Genomic DNA, 17,004 nt, shown 5'->3' with positions numbered 1-17,004 from the left:
AACAGGCGCGTCCGGCACACCGTCGGGCGTGGACGGAGGCGAGCACGTGGCACGGGTCGGGCACGAAGAAGGGCGCTACCGGAGGGTCTGGGCAGCGGGGGAACGCAGCGTCAGCGCCGACGACCCGGCGGCGCTGCTCGCCGAACTGATCCCGGGATACCAGGCCGTGCCGGAGGGTAGGCGCCGGGCGGTCCGCACGGAGCATGCCGAGCTGTCCCCGCGCAGGATCCAGCGGTGGTCGGCCCCGGTGCCGCTGGTGCTGATCGATGCGCACTTCGCCGAAGCCGGCGCGGATCGCCCCCGCGAGGCGGCCGGGCGGATCATCTGGCTGGAGACCGAGGACGAGGATTCCTCTGTACGTTCGCTGGCCGTGGCCGGTGAGATCATCCTGGTGATCCGGCAGGACGCGGTCGGTGCGGCAGCGGGTGGGCGTGGCCGCCCCGGCGTCGGGGCGGCGGCCGGATGACGGCGCCGGAGGTGCCGCGACCACGCACCGTGCGGCCGGGAGCCATCCGGCGACGGCGGACGATCGTGGGTCGAGCGGCGCAGTTGGACGCCCTCGACGCGGCCTGTGCGGCTGCCGCGATCGGTGGCCGGTTCGCACTGGTCCGGGGTCCGGCGGGCAGCGGCCGGACGTCGCTGCTGGACGCGGCCGCGGGTGCCTGGCGTACCGCCGGGGTGGTGGTGCTCCGGGTGGCACCTGCCGCAGCGGGCGACACCGCCGCCGGCTTCGCGGCGCTGCTGAACGCCGTGCGCGACAAGTACGAGCTGCTGGCCGACCCGCCCCTCGCCGGCCCGCTGAGCGCGCTCGGTGCGCTCTGCGACAAGCCCGCCGGCGAGTACGCCGGACGTGGCATCGCGTTGGCCCAGCAGGCCGCCGCCGCGTTCGCCCTGATCGGCCGGCGGGGGCCGACGGTGCTGATCGCCGACGACGCCGGTCCCGCGCTGGCCCCGGCGCTGGCCGCCGCCGTCCGCGCCGGTTGCCTCGTCGTGGCCGCCGGAGCGCCCGGCGACGGCCGACTCGGCACGCTCGCCGACGTCGTGGTGGACCTGCCGCCGTTGAGCGCCGAGGCGGTACGCGGGATGCTCGCCCGCCGGTATGCCGTGCCGCTCGACGACGCGGTGCCCGCAGCCCTGTCCACCGCGCTCGGCCCGCTGGCCGGGCACCCCGGCACGGTGCTGGAGGTCGCACACGAGTTGACCCGGGCAGGGCGGCTCACTGTCGTGCGGGGGCATCTGTGTCTGCTGGACCCGCACGCCCCGATCGCGCTGCCGACGGACCACAGCCTGCTTGCCACGCTGCGAGCGCGCGGCCCGGTCGCCGTCCGGCTGGCCACCATGGCCGCCGTCACCCGGTTCGGCGTCGACGACCTGCCGCTGTTCGCCGACGCCACCCGTGGCCGGCTGTCCGACCACGGCTGGATTATCGACGAACTGATCGACGACGGACTGCTCGTCGCCGGGCCGCGGGGCGGGATCCTCCCGCAGAGCCCGGCGCTCACCGCCCGACTGATCACCGATGCCGGCCCGGACGCGGTGGCCCGCCTGCACCGCGCCTGTGCCGCGGCGATGTTCCGCCGGGCCGCGTCCGGACGGCCGGCGGACGGGGCGGCCCTGGCCGACCAGGTCACCTCGGCGGGCGTCGCCCTGCCGTTCGACAGGCGTACGGCGGTGACCCTCGCCGCCACTGCCGACGAGAACACCGACCGTGCGCCGGACCGGGCGGCGCACTGGCTGCGCGCCGCGCTCTGGCACGCCGGTGACGGGCGGGCCGGTGACGACATCCTCGCCCGGCTGCTGCGGCTGCTGGTGCGCACCGGCCAGGTCGCTCGCGTCGGCGAGGTGGTGGACACGGCCATCCAGCGAGGCCACGGCGCGTCGTCCCGGCACGCCGCGGACCTCGCGGCCGCCGCCGCACTTGTCGCCGTGCACACCGGAGTGCCGGTGCCCGCCGCCACCCGGGCCGCGCTGGAGGGAGCACCTGCGGCCCGGGCGATTGTCGACTTCGCCGACCGGTGGCTCACCGGCGCACCGCCCGCGAAGCCGGGGCCGCAGCCGCAGCCGCCCGCGAAGCCGCAGCCGCAGCCGCAGCCGCAGGCGCAGGCGTGGCCGGAGCCGCAGCCGTCGGCCGCCCTCGTCGGCACCGGAGCGCTGCTGCACCCGGCGGAGCTTGACGTCCTGGCCGGCGCCGTGGGTGCCGGCTGTGCGGATGCGGGTCCGGCGACCGAGGCGTTGCTGCTGGCTGGCGAGACGGGGGACGTGGCCGCACTCCTGGGGCTGGTCCTGGGTCCGCACCGCTACGACGTGCCGAAGGACGGGCTCCTGTCCGCGTACCACCGGCTGCACACCTGCCGGGCCGGCGGCGACCTCTCCGGCCTGCTCTCGGCCGCCCGCGAACTCGACCTGACCGGCGCCGAGGCGCTCCTGCCGCGCTGTCTCGCCCGGCTCTGGGCGGCCGAGGCGCTCGGCCTGCTGGGTCGAGCCACGGAGGCGCCCTCCTGGCTGTGCTCGGTCCCGGAGGAACCGCCGTTCGCGGCACTGCGGTGGTGGGCCGCGAACGGGCCGGCCGGGGAAGCCCAGACGGCGCAGCAGGCGGCCCGGCGGTTGGGTGACGGGCGGCGGGCGTACGAGAGCCACCGGCGCCACGGCAGCCGCATCGGGGTCGAGCACCTCCTGGTACGCGCGGCGGGTCTCGCGGCACGGTTCGGTCTCGGCGAGCAGATGGCCTGGTTGACGGCGGTGGTCGATGCCGACGCGGCCGAGCCTCGGCGTCGGCTCAGCAGGCAGACGACACTGCTGGTCCAGGCACTGTGCCGGAGTGATGCGAACGCCGCCGCAGGCGGTGTCGATCTCGTCCGTGCCGGTGGGAACCGCCTCGCCCTCGCGTACGCCTGTCTGGCGCTCGGCCGGGTCGCCGAGGACCCTCGGCCGTGGCTCGTCGAGGCACAGGCGGTGGCGAAGACGATGACCTCTGGTTGGCTGCGGTCCGCCGTCGCCGCCGCGATGCGGGAGCGCGACGTCCGCCAGCCCCGCACCCGTACGCCCCGGACGGGGTTCAGCCCGGTGGAGACGCACATCATCGAGTTGATCGGTCACGGACGGACCAATCGGCAGATCGCGGCGCAGGTGCGGATCAGCGAGAGGACCGTCGAGAACCACCTGACCCGGCTCTTCGCGCGTACCGGCTGCCGCTCGCGTGTCGAGCTGGCCGCGGTGAGCCTCACCACTGACATCCTCGGTCCGGTGTCATGAGCGTCGCAGTGAACCTCCCGGTCGACCTCGACGGGCCCACCCTGACCGTGCTCACCGGTCCGGCCGGCATCGGTCGCACCCATGCCCTGCGCACGCTGCGCAACGCCGCCACGGGGGCCGGCAGACCCGTTCTCGACCTGCGGTTGGCACCGGAGTGTCGGCACGACGCGGGATATCTCGCCGGGCGGATCCTCGCCGCCTTCATCCCGACCCCCACCCGGTTGGCCGCCGGTCGTGGCCACGCCCTCACCGGCGAGCCGCCAGCGCACGCGCTCTCCCGCGTCCTGCGGCGACACCCCGGCCTGGTGCTCCTCGTCGATGACGCCCAGTGGGCCGACGCGGAGTCCGTTGAGGCTCTGCGGAACGTGTTGCACGGGGAGTACCCGGTGCCCGTACGGTGCGTCGCCACCCTCCGTTCCGGCGCAGTCGGTGCGGATCCAGCCCAGTCGGCCGCCCTCGACCACCTGCGCCAGAGCGGGCTCGTGCGGATCGAGCGGCTGCGGCCGCTGTCCCGTGCCGACGTCGACGCGCTCGCCCGCCAGGCGTTGCAGGCAACGCCACACGACTCCCTCTCGACGCAGCTACACCGACTCGGCCGTGGTGTGCCCGCCGCGGTGCTGGCCGTCGTCGAGGGTTACCGCACCGCGGCGGCCCTGCGGATCGTCGAGCGCCGCGCCTACCTGACCGATGCGGCAAGCACACCCCGGATCCCCGCCGAGCACGACCTCACCCGGCCGGTACGGCAGCTGGGCCCGGCCACCCTCACGGTCGCCCGCGCCCTGGCAGTGCTCGAACCGTTGGGCGGGGCCGTCCCCGGGCTGATCGGGCAGGCGCTCGACACCACACCGGAGCAGGCACACCGGCACCTGGATGCCCTGCGCGCGGGGGGTTTCGTGCGGGCGCATCGGCGCGGCTGGCGGATCCGGGTGCCCGCGTTGGCCCTGGCCCTGCGCGCGGGTCTCGGTCCCTACGAACGACGCCGGCTTGCGCAGGTGGCGGTCGAGGCGCTCTGGTCGGGCACCGCCCGGTGCGCGGATCCGGCGTACCTGCCGGATCAGGTCGCCGCCGCCGGTGGCCTGGTCGACGCCGTGCGGGCGGCGGCGCTGCTGCGCCGGCACGCGGACGACGCGGCCGTACGTGCCCCCGCCGCGGCGGCCCGCTGGTGGGCCGGCGCGGCCGACCTCAGCGGCGATCCCGCGGACCGCGCCGAGGCCCTGCTGGCCCGAGCCGTCGCCGAAGTCGGCATCGGTCGGTACGCCGTCGCGCAGGCGCAGATGCGCCACCTGCTCGGCGAGTACGCCGGCACCCTGCCCGACGCCGCCCGGCAGGAGGCCGAACTGCTCGCTCTCGCCAGCGCGCGTGGCGCGCGTGCGGCGCAGGACGTGCAGGCCATCGCGGCCGGCGAACCCTGGCTGCCCGACGGTCCGGTGCCGACCCGGACGACCCGGGCCGTGGCGCTCTGTTTCCTGGACCGCTGGGCCGAGGCCGTGAGTCTGCTGCCGCCCGACTCGACCCGCTCCGACAGCGAACTGCTGATCGGCACGCCGATCACCGTCGGCTGCGCCCCGGTGGCCGACGCTTCGGCTGGCGATCTCCCGGTGGCCGATGCTCCGGCCGGTGACGGCTCGGCCGGCGGCGTCCCGGTGGCCGGGGCTTTGGCCGGTGACGGCTCGGGCCTCGGCGGGTCGGTTCGGGGCGCTGCCCGCCGACGTTTCGCGGACACCGTCGCGCGGGTCAGCCTGGCGGCGGTCGTCGGTGCGCTGGACCGGGCGGATCGTGAGCTGACGGCAGCCGGTCTGACGGTGGACGACCTGCCGCCGCCCGAGCGGTGCCTGGTCCACTGGCGCGCGGGCCGGTGGGACGCCGCGAACGACGCCGCGCTGCTCGGTATCGCAGCCGATCTCCCCGTGACCCGCCCGGTGGCACACAGCACCGTACATCGGGCGGCGGCCGAGATACTGCTCGCCCGTGGTTGGCCGGTGCGGGCCCGAGCACTGCTCGACGCCGCCCGCGCCGACGCCGCCCCGTTGCCGTACCTGCTGGCGCCGGTGGCGGCCGAGGCGGAGTGGATCCTCGGCGACGCGCCGGCCGCCGAACGCGTCGTCGGCGCCGCCCTGGCCGCCGCCACCCGGCACGGGCTGGTCGTCGGCCTGGACGAACTCTGGCTGGTGGCCGCGGAACTCGCCACCGAACGCGGCGACGGCGAGGCGGCCCGCACCGCCGCAGCATCCGCCGTGGAGGCGGCGGACCAGACCACCGCCATCGGCGCGCTGCGGGTCGCCACCGCCCAACTGATCGTTCGACCGGACCGGGTGCGGGCCGGGGACCTGGTGGCACTGGCCCGGGTCGTCGGTCAGCCCCGCGAGGTGGCCAGGGCGATCGAGCGGGTGGTCCGCTGGACCGGTCGGAGCGTCGAGCTGCTGGCTGAGGCGTACGAGATCCTCGGCGACCTGGGCGCGAACCTGCACCGGTCCCGGGTCCGCCAGGCGATGCGCGACCATGGCATCACGGTGCCGGGACGGGCGCAGACCCTCGCCGAGGGCGAACGGTTGCTCGCCGCCCTGGTCGCGGAGGGACTGTCGAACCGACAGTTGGCCGCCGCCACGCAGAGCAGCGCGAAGAGCATCGAGGGCCGGCTCACCCGACTGTTCAACCGCACCGGTTACCGGTCCCGGGTGGAGTTGGCCACGGCCGTGCTGCTCGGTGACTACCGCATCGGTTGAGGACGCCGCACGTCTGGTGCGGGCCGATGCCCGAGGAGGTTCGGAAGGGCCAGGTCGACTCCTCTCGCCCGCTGCCGCCAGCGCCCGCCGCCGGTGTGCAGCACCTGCTCCACCCGGGTGTCGTCGTAGGAGCCCGGCGGCAACAGCAGCGTCACACCGTCGGCCACCAACTCGGGCAGGCGCGACCGAATCGAGGTATGGGCGGCCAACGCGGCGGCGCTGGCCCGCACGTCGATCGCCCGGCCCGCCGCCACCCGAAGACGTACCAACAAATATCCGTCGCGTGCCGGCGGTCGGCCCTGGTGCAGCGGCAGGAAGTCGTCAGTCGGCTCGTCCCCGGGGGCCGGGATCAGCGCCCAGACGCCAGCCCTCCGCCCACCTGCGGGCCAGCGCACCACGTCGTCCGGGAGACCGTCCGTGCCGTGTCGCGCCCCGGTGCAGCGCAGCACGACGTCATGTCCGGGTAGCTCGGTCTCCTCCTGTGGCCGCCCGGCGTCGTCGATGTCGTAGCCCGCCCGTAGCCGCGCCTGGTCGAGCCAGCCCGCCGGCAACAGGAACCTGCCCGTCGCCCCGGCGACACGGTGGCCCAGGTCCGCCGGCAGGTCACCGACCCGGTCCAGGTCCACCAGGCCGCCGGCCTCGACCCGCAGGCACAGCAGATGCTGGTACGGGTGGGCACGGGCGACCCGCTCGCCGTCGAGGTCGCCGACGAGGAACAGGTCGGCCGATGGCACACCCTCCACCGCGACCCGCTGCGCCGACCACGGGCTGGCCAGCCAGACCCACACGGGGTCGGCGTTGACCTCGGGGCGTTCCGGCAACCACCGCAGACCGTGTGGCCGGCTGCCGGGTGCGGGAACGGCCGGTGCGGGGCGCGGGCTCGGTGCCGGCAACACCCGCTCGGGCGGCGGCGCGGCTGCCGCCGGTGCGCCGGGCGACCGCTTGGCTGCCGGTTCGCCGGGCGACCGCTCGGCTGTCGCCGGCTCGGCGGGCGACGGCCCCGGCGCAGGTGTCGACGGCTCATCCGCGCCCCGCCGACGCGGGATCAGCCAACCATCGTCGTTGCGCCACCGACCGGTCTCGGCCCGCAGATCCGCATCGGCGGCCCGCAACCAGCGCGCCGGACGTCGCTGTTCGTCGACGGCCCGGGCCAGGCCGTCGCGGACCACGACGACGACGCCGGGGGCCAGCGACCAGATCTCGACGCCGAGGTCCGACTCCAGAACGCTCAGGTGCTCCCGCAGGCCCTCGGTCCACTCGTCCGCCACCGGGGTCAGCAGTTGGAGGTCGGCACCCTGCCACCCGGCGTTCGTCAACAGTGCCCGCAGCTCCACAGCGCTCACCGCGAGCTGGCTGCCATCCGGGTAGCGCAGCGCGAGACGCCCTCCGTCGAGAATTGTCAGATCGACGAGCGTCATGCCCGGCTCGGCCGACAGGTCGGCGTACCGTTCGAGGAACGTGACCTCCGACGGCCGCTCCGAGCTGATCAGCGCCACCCCGCCGGCGGCGCTGACCGTGGGTCCGCCACCGGGCACGAGCCGTCCGTCACGATCGGTCTCGAAGCGAGGGGCGCCCGGTGCGTGTGGGGGGCGGTATTCCCGCCAGCGGGCGACCTCGCCGGAGCGGTCACGGGCGGCCAGGTCCAGGCAGCCGCGCAACAGCACCGCCTCGCCGCCGACCTCCGGGGTCCACACCGTCGCGCCGGTCGCCTCGGCCAGGGCCGTCACCTCGGCGTCGAGGCGCGCGCACTGTGCGGGATCGTCCGGCCAGCGCATCCACAGGCGTAGGTCACCGCCGTACAGGAACGTCGCGGAGAGGGCCGCGGCCACGTCCTGCCCGGAGTAACGGCCCGGTCTCTCCCCGGCGGCGTCCGGCCGGTACGTCGAGAGTCGGAACTGGCCGGCGCGAGTCGCGAGGGCCACCGTCACCAGGTCCGGATGACCGACGCCGAGCCGGGCGGCAGCGGCCCGGCGTACGACGAAGTCCTCGCGGTTGGCGAACTCCAGACCGCCCGCCAGCGGCAGTGTCGCCAGCCCGCTCCTCGGCAGCACCAGGCCGCCGGCCAGGTCGAACCATCCGGGCCGGGTGGTCTGGAGTGCGGAGGGCTGCACCAGGACCCAGTCGACCACCGCCCCGCTGACCCGGTCGAGCGGGATCGCCTCGGCAGGGCCGGCGAGGCCCGGGCCGCTCCGGCGCCGCACGGTCGCTCCGGCGGGCGCGACCAGGACGTCGCAGCTCAGCGCGGTGGCGACCTGCCCGAACAGGACCGCGTCGCGGGCACCGTCGTCGACGAGGACGCGAAGGTCCCGCCCCGCGACTCCGAGCGCCCGCGCGCATTCGGCAATCTCGTCCGCGGTCAGTGCCGTGCTGTCATCCGCTGGCCGGGCCAGCCCGCCGTCCTCGGTGCGGACCAGCACGAGGTCGCACAGGCCGTCGATGGGTAGCGGCAGATCCACCGGGGAAACCTGCTCCGGGCCTGCCCCGAGCGTGCGGTGTCGGCTGGGTCGCAACGTAGTCCTCGCTCTGTGTCCCGCCGCGGCCCGGCACCGGCCGCGAGGCGTCCATTCTGGGCGTACGCCCGGCGCTGGGGCAGCTCACCATCCGGTCTGGGCCGCGACCGGTGGACCCAGCCGCAACGACCACCGTGCCGCGGGTCCCGCGCCGACGACAATCGGCACGGTGCGTTGGGGGCTGTGCGACAGCGCGCGCAAGGGAGCCCACCGCGCCACGGGCTCGGGGCCCGCGCACACCACCACCCGTACCCTCGTCGACGATTCCTCGGCGGCCAACTCGGCAACGGCGTCGACCCGGCGGCAACCCTCGGGTGCCGCGTCGCCGAGCACGTCACCGACCACCACCACGTCCGTGTCGGCGTCGAACTGGTCCAGCAGGGCCAACGCCTGCCGGCGGCAGGCGGCCAGGTCACCGTCGAGGGTGAGCACGTCGGGGGCCATCGCGAGGTCGATCCACAGTCGACGTCCGTCCCGGTCGCCCAGCACCAGAGGCGCACTCGACGGTGGAGGTCGCTGCCCGTCGGTCAGCCACCCGTAGGGGGATCCCCAGCGAGCCGGGCGTGCGCCGACCAGCCGCACGGTCGCCCGGTCCGGGCCGCAGGTCAGATCCGTGACCAGGGTGGCGAACGGGTTGGGTCGGGACAGTGGAAGAAGTCCGGCCGGCCGGACGTCGGGCACCGCCCGAGCCGGGGTGCGATCCGCGGCTCGCGGCGATGGGACCACCACCGGCGGCAGGGCGGGTGGCGTGGTGGTGACCGCCGCGGGCGGTTGGCTGGGCGGCCCGGTCGCGACCGGGGGTGGCATCACGAGGGCTGGTTTCGCGGGCGCCGGGGGAGGTGGTGGCTCCGCTGGTGGCGCGGTCACCGGTGCGGTGCCGCCGCGGGTGGGTCGATGCCGTGCACGGAGGGCCACGTGTGCCCAGAGCAGCAGGAGCACGGCGAGCGCGATCAACGCCACCCGCAGCCCGGTCGGGGACCACAGGGCCGACAGTTGCGGCAGGGTGACAGTGGACGGTGCCGGCGGGTCGACGGATGCGGTGGACGCGGTCGACGGTTGGGACGGTGACACCGCTGTCGGTGCTGGCGTCGGTGCCGGAAGCGCGCCGGTCTGGACGCCGGGGCCCGTCGCGTCTCGGGGCAGCACGAGGATCCAGCCGGGCCGCAGGCTTGTCGCGTCGGTCAGCCGACGGCCGTCGGGTTGGAGTCGCCCCTCGTTGAGCGCGAAGATCTCCGGGGACCGATTGCCGTTGCCCAGTGTCTTCGCCGCGATCGCGAAGAGATATTCCCGTTGGCCGTCGACCGGAGGTCCGACGACGTAGTACTTGCCGGTCTCGCCCGGAGCGCGCAGCGTCGAGGTGGGTGCGGCGACGGCCGCCGCAGCGATCACCTGTGTGCTGAGGCCCAGCATGAGAAGGCAGAGACCGAGCACCGCGAGCCGTCGTCTCATCGTGGCATCGTCCTTCGCCGGGGGTGCTGCCGCGATCCAAGGATCGTCGGAAGAATGGTGAACCAGGGCGTGCCGTCCGTCGTTCTCAGGATGTTCTCCCGAGATCGGAGGCGTTATGAGGGGAATTACACCGTATCCGCAGGGTCAGGGCAACATCGCCGACGCGTGCCGCGATGCCGCGGCCGGCATCAGTACGCAACTCGACCGGCTACGCGCCCACCTGGCGAGCCTCGACCCGGCCCGCCTGCGGATGTCCGCCTCCCGCCGCGACGCCCTGCTGACCGGGTACGACATCTATGCCCGGATGCTCGACGACGCGCTCCAGGACATCGCCGCTGGCCTGCAGACGGAGGCCGACCTCCGGCCGGCCGATCTGGCACTCGCCGCCGGTGGGTCCCGATGAGCGGCGCCGAGTGGGCACCCGTCCCCGACGGCGCGGGCGACCCGGCCGACCTGGGGCCGGCCATCAACGCGCTGGCCACCGACGTCGCCAGGCGACTCGCCAGGCTGCGCGAGCAGTTGGAGCCGACGCGGGCGCGCTGGGCCGACAGCCACGACTACCTCGATCCGGCGGAGGAGTGGGCCATCGCGACGGACGGTCTGCTCGGCCCGACCGGCGTGCTGGGCATCATCAGCGACGCGGTGCGGATCACCCTGCCGGACCTTGTCGGCACCAGGTGGTCCGAGCGCATGTCCGGCCCTTCCGCCGGGCACGGGGGATCGGCAGCGGGTGGCGACTGATGGCCGCTGCCGCCGTCCCCCGCGGGGAGTGACCTCCCATGGTCATGTCCACCTGCGTCGACGCCACGATGCGGACAAGTGTCTGCATGCTCGTGCTCGGTCTGTTGTCCGACGTGGAGAGACGTGACGTCGCCAGTCACCTGGACCAGTGCGCGAGCTGCCGGGCGGAGCGGGAGGACATCGACCACACCGTCGACACTCTCGGCCTGCTCAGCGCCGCACACGTACGACGCTTGATCGCCGATTTCGGGGCGGGTCCGGCCGAGCCGGACCGTCCCCCTCCTGGTGATCATCTTTTCGGCGCACCCGGCGCCGCGTCGGCGCGGGACCTGCCCGCCCGCGCCGAGGCTCCGGTCGTGATCGTGCGCGAGACCCGCGCGGTGCCCCGTCTCGGCGTCCCCGACGACGTCCGTCCAGTGACCCGGGCCCACCCGCCTGGGGTGGCCGACCGGTACCGCGCCGGACCCGGTGAGGGCTTCCTGCCCCCACGACCCGCGACCGGCCCGTTGTCCCGTGGCCCGCACTCGCACCGCCGCCCCAGGTCACGCAGTCGACGCATCGGTGGCGTGGTGGGCTTGACCGGCCTGCTCGCCGTCGCGCTCAGCACGGCACTGCTCGTCGAGCCCTGGAACGCGACTGACTCGCCCGGCCCGGTCGTGGCGGTGGCGACCACCGACGACGGCGTCAGCGGCGTGGAGTTCTCCGCGGTTCTCTACGACGACGACGGTCAGGTCAACCTGCGGGTCTCGACCGACGGTCTGGCGCCGGACGCGTCGTACCAGCTGTGGGCACTCACCACGGCGGGCGAGGAGTTGCTGCTCGGTCGGTTGAACGGCAACCCGGGCCGCGGCGGCTACGCCGGTGAGGTCGCGGTGTCGGTGGACGACCTGAGTCAGCTCAGCGTCCGTCAGGTCGACGGCGGGGTTCTGGTGACGGCCGACGTGGTCAAGGGATCGCCGCGACCGGACGGGGGACCGGATCCGACGTGAGTCGAGCCGACGCGCCAACCGTCCAATCGCGACCGCACCGCCCGTTTCGATGTTCCGGCAGGTCAGCGTACCCAATGGGGTTCCGACGGCGAGCCGGCCCGCGCGGGTCTGCCAAGATTCCTCGGGAAAACCCCCACGAACACTGAACGCGGGTACCGATGCACTCGTTATCGCTGCCATGAACCAGGCCGCGGGGAACATGCTCTCGGGTGCGTCGTCGCCGGATCCGACCTACGACGATGCGCTGCGGCTCGCCTATGAGACACATGGGCCGATTCTGCTCAACTACCTGCTGCGTCTGACGATGGGCAATCGTGGCCATGCCGAGGACATCGTCCAGGAGACGCTGGTGCGTGCCTGGCACCACCCGGAGGCACGGACGACCGACGGCCAGTGGAGCCGGGGCTGGCTGTTCACCGTGGCCCGACGCATCGCCATCGACCACCTGAGGGCGGCCCGGGGCAGGCCGTCCGAGCAGCTTGACGAGCGCATCGAGGAGCGGCACGCCGCCGTGGACGACATCGACCGCCTGCTCAACGGCCGCGAGGTGCGCGACGCCGTCGCCAGGTTGCCCGAGCGGCTGCGCAGCGCACTGATCGAAATCTACTTTCAGGAACACACGGTCGCCGAGGCCGCGCGCAACCTCTCGATCCCCGAGGGGACGGTCAAGTCACGGACCTTCTACGCGCTGCGGGCACTGCGCGAGGACCTCGCCGGACGGGGGTTCAGCAGCTGAGGGGTTCGCCGGCAGAAGTTCCGAAGTTGGCCCGCCCAACCGTGAACCAACCGGTCGCTCGGCTCGTTCACAGCGCACACCCGTCGGAGAGGGAAGCAACCGTGACACTGAGATCGGTGATCGGACGCCTGGCCAACCTGCACACCTCGGGCCGGCGCGCATGGGGTTCACTGCGGACGACCCGTCAGCGGATCGAGGCCGGGGTCGCCTTCACCTCGGCTGTCGTCTGCGTCGTGGCGGCCGGCCTCCAGGTCGGGCCGGCGATGGCCGAGACCACAGTCGAGGGTGAGCCGGTCCCCGCCGACGTGCTGCCGGCAATCGTCGTCGGCGCCACGTCCTGCCCGGCGCTGACCGGGCCGCGACTCGCCGCACAATTGATGGCCGCCTCGGGGTTCAAGGGGACGGCCGTGTCCGAGTCCGGCGAGGGCATTGCCGGACTGGATTCCCGGGCCTGGCAGACGTGGGCGCCGTGGCAGCAGGCCCAGCGCGCCGACGTCCGAGCCAACGTGCTCGCGCTGGCGCACCGCACCTGCGAGGCGATCGGTCAGGTCCGGGCCGGCGGTGCCGGCGGCGACCTCTGGAAGGCGGCCGTCGCGGCCGACAAGGTCGGTCTGGACGCGGTGGTCAAGGCAAAGGGCGTGCCGACGTCCGCCCAGGAGCACGTCGACACGGTGGCCGGGTACGCCAACTGGTACGCCAAGCAGCCGCAGTTCTCGGGCGCGACGAGGCCGGCACGGCCGTCCGCCACTCCCGCCGCGGACAAGGTGGGCATTCCCGAGGAGTACGTCGACGCGGTGGTCAAGGCCGGTCAGGTGTGCCCGTCGACCGTGCCCGCTGCCCGGATCGCCGCGCAGCTGAGGTCGCTCTCCGCCTTCAACCCGAACCTGAAGGGCAGCGGCGGCGGCCAGGGCATCGCCCAGTTCACGCCGTCGCTGTGGGAGGAGTACAAGCCGTCCGACAGCGCATCGGTCTGGGACCCGCAGGTGGCCATCCCCACCCTGGCCACCGCGATGTGCGACCTGCGCAACCAGCTCTCCGGCATGAATCTGCGCCAGTCGGGGGAGGAGACCGACCCCTACTCGCTGGCGCTCGCGGCGTACCAGTGGGGCGTCACCGCGGTGCGGGCCAAGGGCGGGGTGCCGCGCGGCGCCGCCGTTCCGCAGCTCGTCGACACGGTCGGCCTCTACCTCGACGCGTACAACTCGGACAGCCGACTGGCTAGCGCATTCCCGTCACCGTCGGTGAGCCGCCCGGCCCCGCCGCCGTCTTCCTCGCCGTCGCCGTCGCCGTCGTCTTCCTCGCCGTCGTCTTCCTCGCCGTCGCCGTCGCCGTCGCCGCCCTCGGCTGTGCCTACCCCCTCGCCGACGAAACCGGCTGCGCCACCCACGCCCGCCACGACTCCGTCGCCCGTGCCGCCTCCCCCGCCGCCGGCTACCGCCCTGCCGGCGAGATGGGACCCAGCTGTCTCCTACCAGTTCACAAACGTGCTGAGCGGCCGGGTCATGGAGGTGCCGGGGAAGGACAACGTCACCGCCGGCGGGACGACCATCCAGCTCAACGACAACCTGCACCACAAGGACCAGTACTGGCACATCGCCAAGGCCGCCGACCCGAAGTACGTCGTGATCACAAACGCGTTCAACAACAAGGCCCTCGGCATCCGCGGCGGCTCCACCAAGGACGCCGCGGAGTTGGTGCAGGTCGACCCGGCGTTCGACAACCCCAGCCAGCAGTGGTCGTTCATCGACGGCGGCACGTGGATCACCCTCATCAACCGCAACTCCGGCAAGGCCCTCGACATCCTCGGTGACGACTGCTGTGGCAAGAACGGCACCCCGATCACCCAGTGGAGTCGGCAGAGCTGGGCCGTCGACCAGCGCTGGGTGCTCAGCAGATGACAGGGACGCGGGACACGGATCGACGCGGCGCGACGCAATGGGTGGCGGCGATCCTCACGGCGGTCGTGCTCGTCGCCGGCGCACCCGCCGCGCCGGCGCGCGCCGCGGTCGACGAGTACGTCCTCTACTACACCGTCACCTCGGCCTACCAGGGCAAGCCGGAGAACCTCGGTGAGATCGCCGGCCGGCTGCTGGGCAACTCGTCGCGCTCCACCGAGATCTTCAACCTGAACACCGCCCGACGGCAGCCGGACGGTGGGGCGCTCACCGACCCGAACACCCTCCATGCCGGTTGGTACCTGGTCGTGCCCTGGGACGCGGTCGGGGCGGGTCTTCAGCACGGCGTGCTGCCCAGCACCGCTCCCGCCGCCGCACCAGCCGCGAGTGCTCCGGCCCTCCCGCCACAGGCGTCCACGCCACAGGCACCAGGCATTCCCGGCGTTTCCGCCGTTCCCGGTAGGCCGTCGGCTCCGGCCTCCCCTCCCGGCGGAACGCAGCCGATTCCCACCCTGACACCGGGCCCGGCGCAGATACCGTCCGCGCCGCCACCACCCGCACCGCCAGGCAAATGCGTCACGGCGACCGCCGCCAGCGCACCGTCGAACTGGGCCACCGTGCGGCTGGCCGCCGAACTGGCCTGGCCGCACACCCGGGGCGTCGGGCAGCTCGTCGCGATCGTCGACTCCGGGGTGGACGGTCGGGCGAGCCAACTCGCCGGCCGGGTGTCGGTCGGGGCCAACATCGTGACCGGAGACGGCCGCGGGGACAGCGACTGCCTGGGCACCGGTACCGCGATGGCGGGCCTGGTTGCCGCGCAGCCGGTCGACGGGGACGCTTTCGCGGGCGTCGCCCCGGAGTCGGTCGTCATGCCGGTGCGGGTGGTCACGGAGCAGCCATCCGCCGACGCGGTCGCCCAGGCGACGGCTATCGAGGTGGCGGTCTCCGCCGGGGCGACGGTGATCGCGCTCGGCTCGTACGTGGAGGTCACCGCCGAGGGCGTGCTGCGGGCCATCGAGGCGGCGCTCAGCCGCAACATCGTCGTGGTGGCCGGCGCTCCGGCCGGTACGGGCGCCGCCGCCCCGCCGGCGGAGCTGATCAGCGTCGCCGGTGTCGGCGTGGACGGCAAGTTCCTGGAGGAGTACGCCGCGGACCTGGTCGACGTGGTGGCCCCGGGGGTCAACGTCTCCAGCATCGGCATCAACGGCACGAAGCAGTTCGTCGGCAGCGGCACGCAGTACGCGGTCGCTCTGGTCGCCGGCGAGGTCGCCCTGGTGCGTGCCGCCCACCCCGACCTGTCGGCCGCGCAGGTCGCCCACCGGGTTCTGGCCACGGCCGACAAGATGGGTGACGCGCAGCCGGATGCCCGGTACGGCGGTGGCATGATCAATCCGGCAGCCGCGGTGACCCGGGAGCTGCCCGAGGAGGCGACGCAGGTGTCCAGCGGTCGGCGTTCCGGTCAGCGCACCGGGGGCGACGGTACCCGGGTCGCGTTCCTGCTGACCGTACTGGCAGGGCTCGTGCTCAGCGCGTTGCTCGTGTTCCGCCTCCGCCGCAGTGTGCGGCGGGCCGCGACCGAGCCTGACACCGAGGGTGAGGATGATGGGTTGGATGCGGACTGGCCGGCGGGAACCGCCCCCGACGAACGGCCGAGTCAGCCGACACTCACCGGCGCGCACTGAGCGACTGTCGGTTTCGTGACAGCACAGACGTCCCCGGTCGTGAACTCCCCCGTGGGCAGTTCCGTTCTTAGAAGGCCGGGGACCGCGGGCGACCAGCCGCGCGGGCGAGGGATTGAGGACTTGGTGCGACATGGCTGACGACGTGTGCGATGAGCCCCAGCTCCGCAGCGCGCTCGGCGTGTACCTGGCCGGCGGGTTGGCCGAGGACCAGCGCGACGCGGTCGAGAGCCACCTTGCCACCTGCGCCCCGTGCTCCGCCGAGGCCGACGCGCTGGGTGAGGCGGTGGCGATGCTCGCCCTGCTCTCCGACCTCGACCACCGGGAGTTGGTGGCCGAGTATGGCGTCTCGCCGAGCGCGGCGGCGGCCGGTCCGGCCCGTGTCGACGAGCGGATAGCAGCACCGGAGCCGCCGCCAGCGCCCGAACGGGAGCCCTCCGCGGCGCAGCCGGCTCCGCCGGTCACGGCCCGTGCGGCGGGGCCGGCCCGTGGTCCTGCCGCGAACCGCGCCAGCACCGGTCCGGGCCGTACGCCGACCACGGCGGCCACCCGGCCCGGCCGCCAGCAGCGCTGGCGGCGGATGAGACTCGCGGGCGCCGGGCTCGCGGTGGTGGCCCTGGTCCTCGCGGGTCTGCTTGTCGGCCAGTCGCTGCGTGGCCGGACGACCACCGGGGACCTGGCGGTTCCGAAGGGCCCGGATACCGTCGTCACGCTTGTCACGAACGCCACCGACACGCCTAGCGGCGCCACCCTGTCGGTGGTCGTCTCGCAGCAGGACGGCGCGGTGAACCTGCGGGCGACCCTGGCCGGCCTGCGCGTCGGTGAGGCCTATCGGCTGTTCGTCACCGACGTCGACAATCAGAGCTGGGAGCTGGCCGTGGTGACCGGCGGGGACTTCCGGCAGGAGGTTGCCCGCGGCTGTCCCGTGCCCGTTGACCGACTCGACCGGTTCAGCGTCACCGCGGCCGACGGATCCCTGGCGGTCGTCGCCGTCGTGGACCGGGCATCGCGGTCGGCGACGCCGCGCTAG

General features: G+C 74.1%; 12 protein-coding genes. 10 read left to right on the top strand and 2 right to left on the bottom strand.

Annotation, left to right across the window (positions count from 1 at the left end; all coding sequences use genetic code 11):
- Positions 1–28: 28 nt before the first annotated feature.
- The 3 genes from ACFYPM_RS10995 to ACFYPM_RS10985 are packed head-to-tail and all read left to right on the top strand — an operon-like array spanning position 29 to position 5,975.
- Positions 29–466: a hypothetical protein gene (locus tag ACFYPM_RS10995; protein ID WP_387194034.1), complete on the top strand. Its 438-nt coding sequence runs from the start codon at positions 29–31 to the stop codon at positions 464–466.
- A complete protein-coding gene (locus tag ACFYPM_RS10990; RefSeq protein ID WP_387194031.1) occupies positions 463–3,252 on the top strand; it encodes a LuxR C-terminal-related transcriptional regulator in 2,790 nt (929 codons plus the stop codon). The genes ACFYPM_RS10995 and ACFYPM_RS10990 overlap by 4 nt, the downstream gene beginning before the upstream one ends.
- Complete coding sequence (locus tag ACFYPM_RS10985; protein ID WP_387194028.1) at positions 3,249–5,975, top strand: AAA family ATPase; 2,727 nt, start codon at positions 3,249–3,251, stop codon at positions 5,973–5,975. The genes ACFYPM_RS10990 and ACFYPM_RS10985 overlap by 4 nt, the downstream gene beginning before the upstream one ends.
- Here ACFYPM_RS10985 and ACFYPM_RS10980 read toward each other — a convergent pair.
- Positions 5,960–8,431, bottom strand: a complete 2,472-nt coding sequence (locus ACFYPM_RS10980; protein WP_387194025.1) for a hypothetical protein — start codon at positions 8,429–8,431, stop codon at positions 5,960–5,962. The two genes, ACFYPM_RS10985 and ACFYPM_RS10980, sit on opposite strands and share 16 nt — an antisense overlap.
- Before the next feature lie 138 nt (positions 8,432–8,569).
- On the bottom strand, positions 8,570–9,934 hold the full coding sequence (locus ACFYPM_RS10975) for a hypothetical protein (protein ID WP_387194022.1): 1,365 nt from the start codon (positions 9,932–9,934) through the stop codon (positions 8,570–8,572).
- A 115-nt stretch (positions 9,935–10,049) separates the two neighbouring features.
- On the opposite strand from ACFYPM_RS10975, the gene ACFYPM_RS10970 reads away from it, so the two are divergent.
- From ACFYPM_RS10970 to ACFYPM_RS10940, 7 genes are all read left to right on the top strand, one after another.
- The gene (locus ACFYPM_RS10970) at positions 10,050–10,337 is read left to right on the top strand and encodes a hypothetical protein (RefSeq protein ID WP_387194019.1); all 288 of its coding nucleotides are present in this window, start codon (positions 10,050–10,052) and stop codon (positions 10,335–10,337) included.
- Positions 10,334–10,675 (top strand): hypothetical protein, encoded by a 342-nt coding sequence (locus ACFYPM_RS10965; RefSeq protein ID WP_387194016.1) that lies wholly within the window; start codon positions 10,334–10,336, stop codon positions 10,673–10,675. The genes ACFYPM_RS10970 and ACFYPM_RS10965 overlap by 4 nt, the downstream gene beginning before the upstream one ends.
- Before the next feature lie 38 nt (positions 10,676–10,713).
- The gene (locus tag ACFYPM_RS10960; protein ID WP_387194013.1) at positions 10,714–11,664 is read left to right on the top strand and encodes a hypothetical protein; all 951 of its coding nucleotides are present in this window, start codon (positions 10,714–10,716) and stop codon (positions 11,662–11,664) included.
- A gap of 178 nt (positions 11,665–11,842) precedes the next feature.
- Positions 11,843–12,400, top strand: a complete 558-nt coding sequence (locus tag ACFYPM_RS10955; protein ID WP_387194010.1) for a sigma-70 family RNA polymerase sigma factor — start codon at positions 11,843–11,845, stop codon at positions 12,398–12,400.
- A gap of 101 nt (positions 12,401–12,501) precedes the next feature.
- Positions 12,502–14,298 (top strand): RICIN domain-containing protein, encoded by a 1,797-nt coding sequence (locus tag ACFYPM_RS10950; RefSeq protein ID WP_387194008.1) that lies wholly within the window; start codon positions 12,502–12,504, stop codon positions 14,296–14,298.
- On the top strand, positions 14,295–15,977 hold the full coding sequence (locus ACFYPM_RS10945; protein WP_387194005.1) for a S8 family serine peptidase: 1,683 nt from the start codon (positions 14,295–14,297) through the stop codon (positions 15,975–15,977). The genes ACFYPM_RS10950 and ACFYPM_RS10945 overlap by 4 nt, the downstream gene beginning before the upstream one ends.
- 130 nt (positions 15,978–16,107) lie before the next feature.
- The gene (locus tag ACFYPM_RS10940) at positions 16,108–17,004 is read left to right on the top strand and encodes a zf-HC2 domain-containing protein (RefSeq protein ID WP_387194002.1); all 897 of its coding nucleotides are present in this window, start codon (positions 16,108–16,110) and stop codon (positions 17,002–17,004) included.

It is taken from the genome of Micromonospora sp. NPDC005203 (assembly GCF_042872705.1).
Classification (GTDB): domain Bacteria; phylum Actinomycetota; class Actinomycetes; order Mycobacteriales; family Micromonosporaceae; genus Micromonospora.
Note: the sequence above shows the minus strand (reverse complement) of the source record. Positions and strands in the feature narration are given on the sequence as shown.

Bases quoted from the DNA above. Each gene is read 5' to 3' on its own strand.
- ACFYPM_RS10990 (WP_387194031.1), top strand. From the start codon at position 463: ATGACGGCGCCGGAGGTGCCGCGACCACGCACCGTGCGGCCGGGAGCC.
- ACFYPM_RS10985 (WP_387194028.1), top strand. From the start codon at position 3,249: ATGAGCGTCGCAGTGAACCTCCCGGTCGACCTCGACGGGCCCACCCTG.
- ACFYPM_RS10975 (WP_387194022.1), bottom strand. From the start codon at position 9,934: ATGAGACGACGGCTCGCGGTGCTCGGTCTCTGCCTTCTCATGCTGGGC.
- ACFYPM_RS10970 (WP_387194019.1), top strand. From the start codon at position 10,050: ATGAGGGGAATTACACCGTATCCGCAGGGTCAGGGCAACATCGCCGAC.
- ACFYPM_RS10965 (WP_387194016.1), top strand. From the start codon at position 10,334: ATGAGCGGCGCCGAGTGGGCACCCGTCCCCGACGGCGCGGGCGACCCG.
- ACFYPM_RS10960 (WP_387194013.1), top strand. From the start codon at position 10,714: ATGGTCATGTCCACCTGCGTCGACGCCACGATGCGGACAAGTGTCTGC.
- ACFYPM_RS10955 (WP_387194010.1), top strand. From the start codon at position 11,843: ATGAACCAGGCCGCGGGGAACATGCTCTCGGGTGCGTCGTCGCCGGAT.
- ACFYPM_RS10945 (WP_387194005.1), top strand. From the start codon at position 14,295: ATGACAGGGACGCGGGACACGGATCGACGCGGCGCGACGCAATGGGTG.
- ACFYPM_RS10940 (WP_387194002.1), top strand. From the start codon at position 16,108: ATGGCTGACGACGTGTGCGATGAGCCCCAGCTCCGCAGCGCGCTCGGC.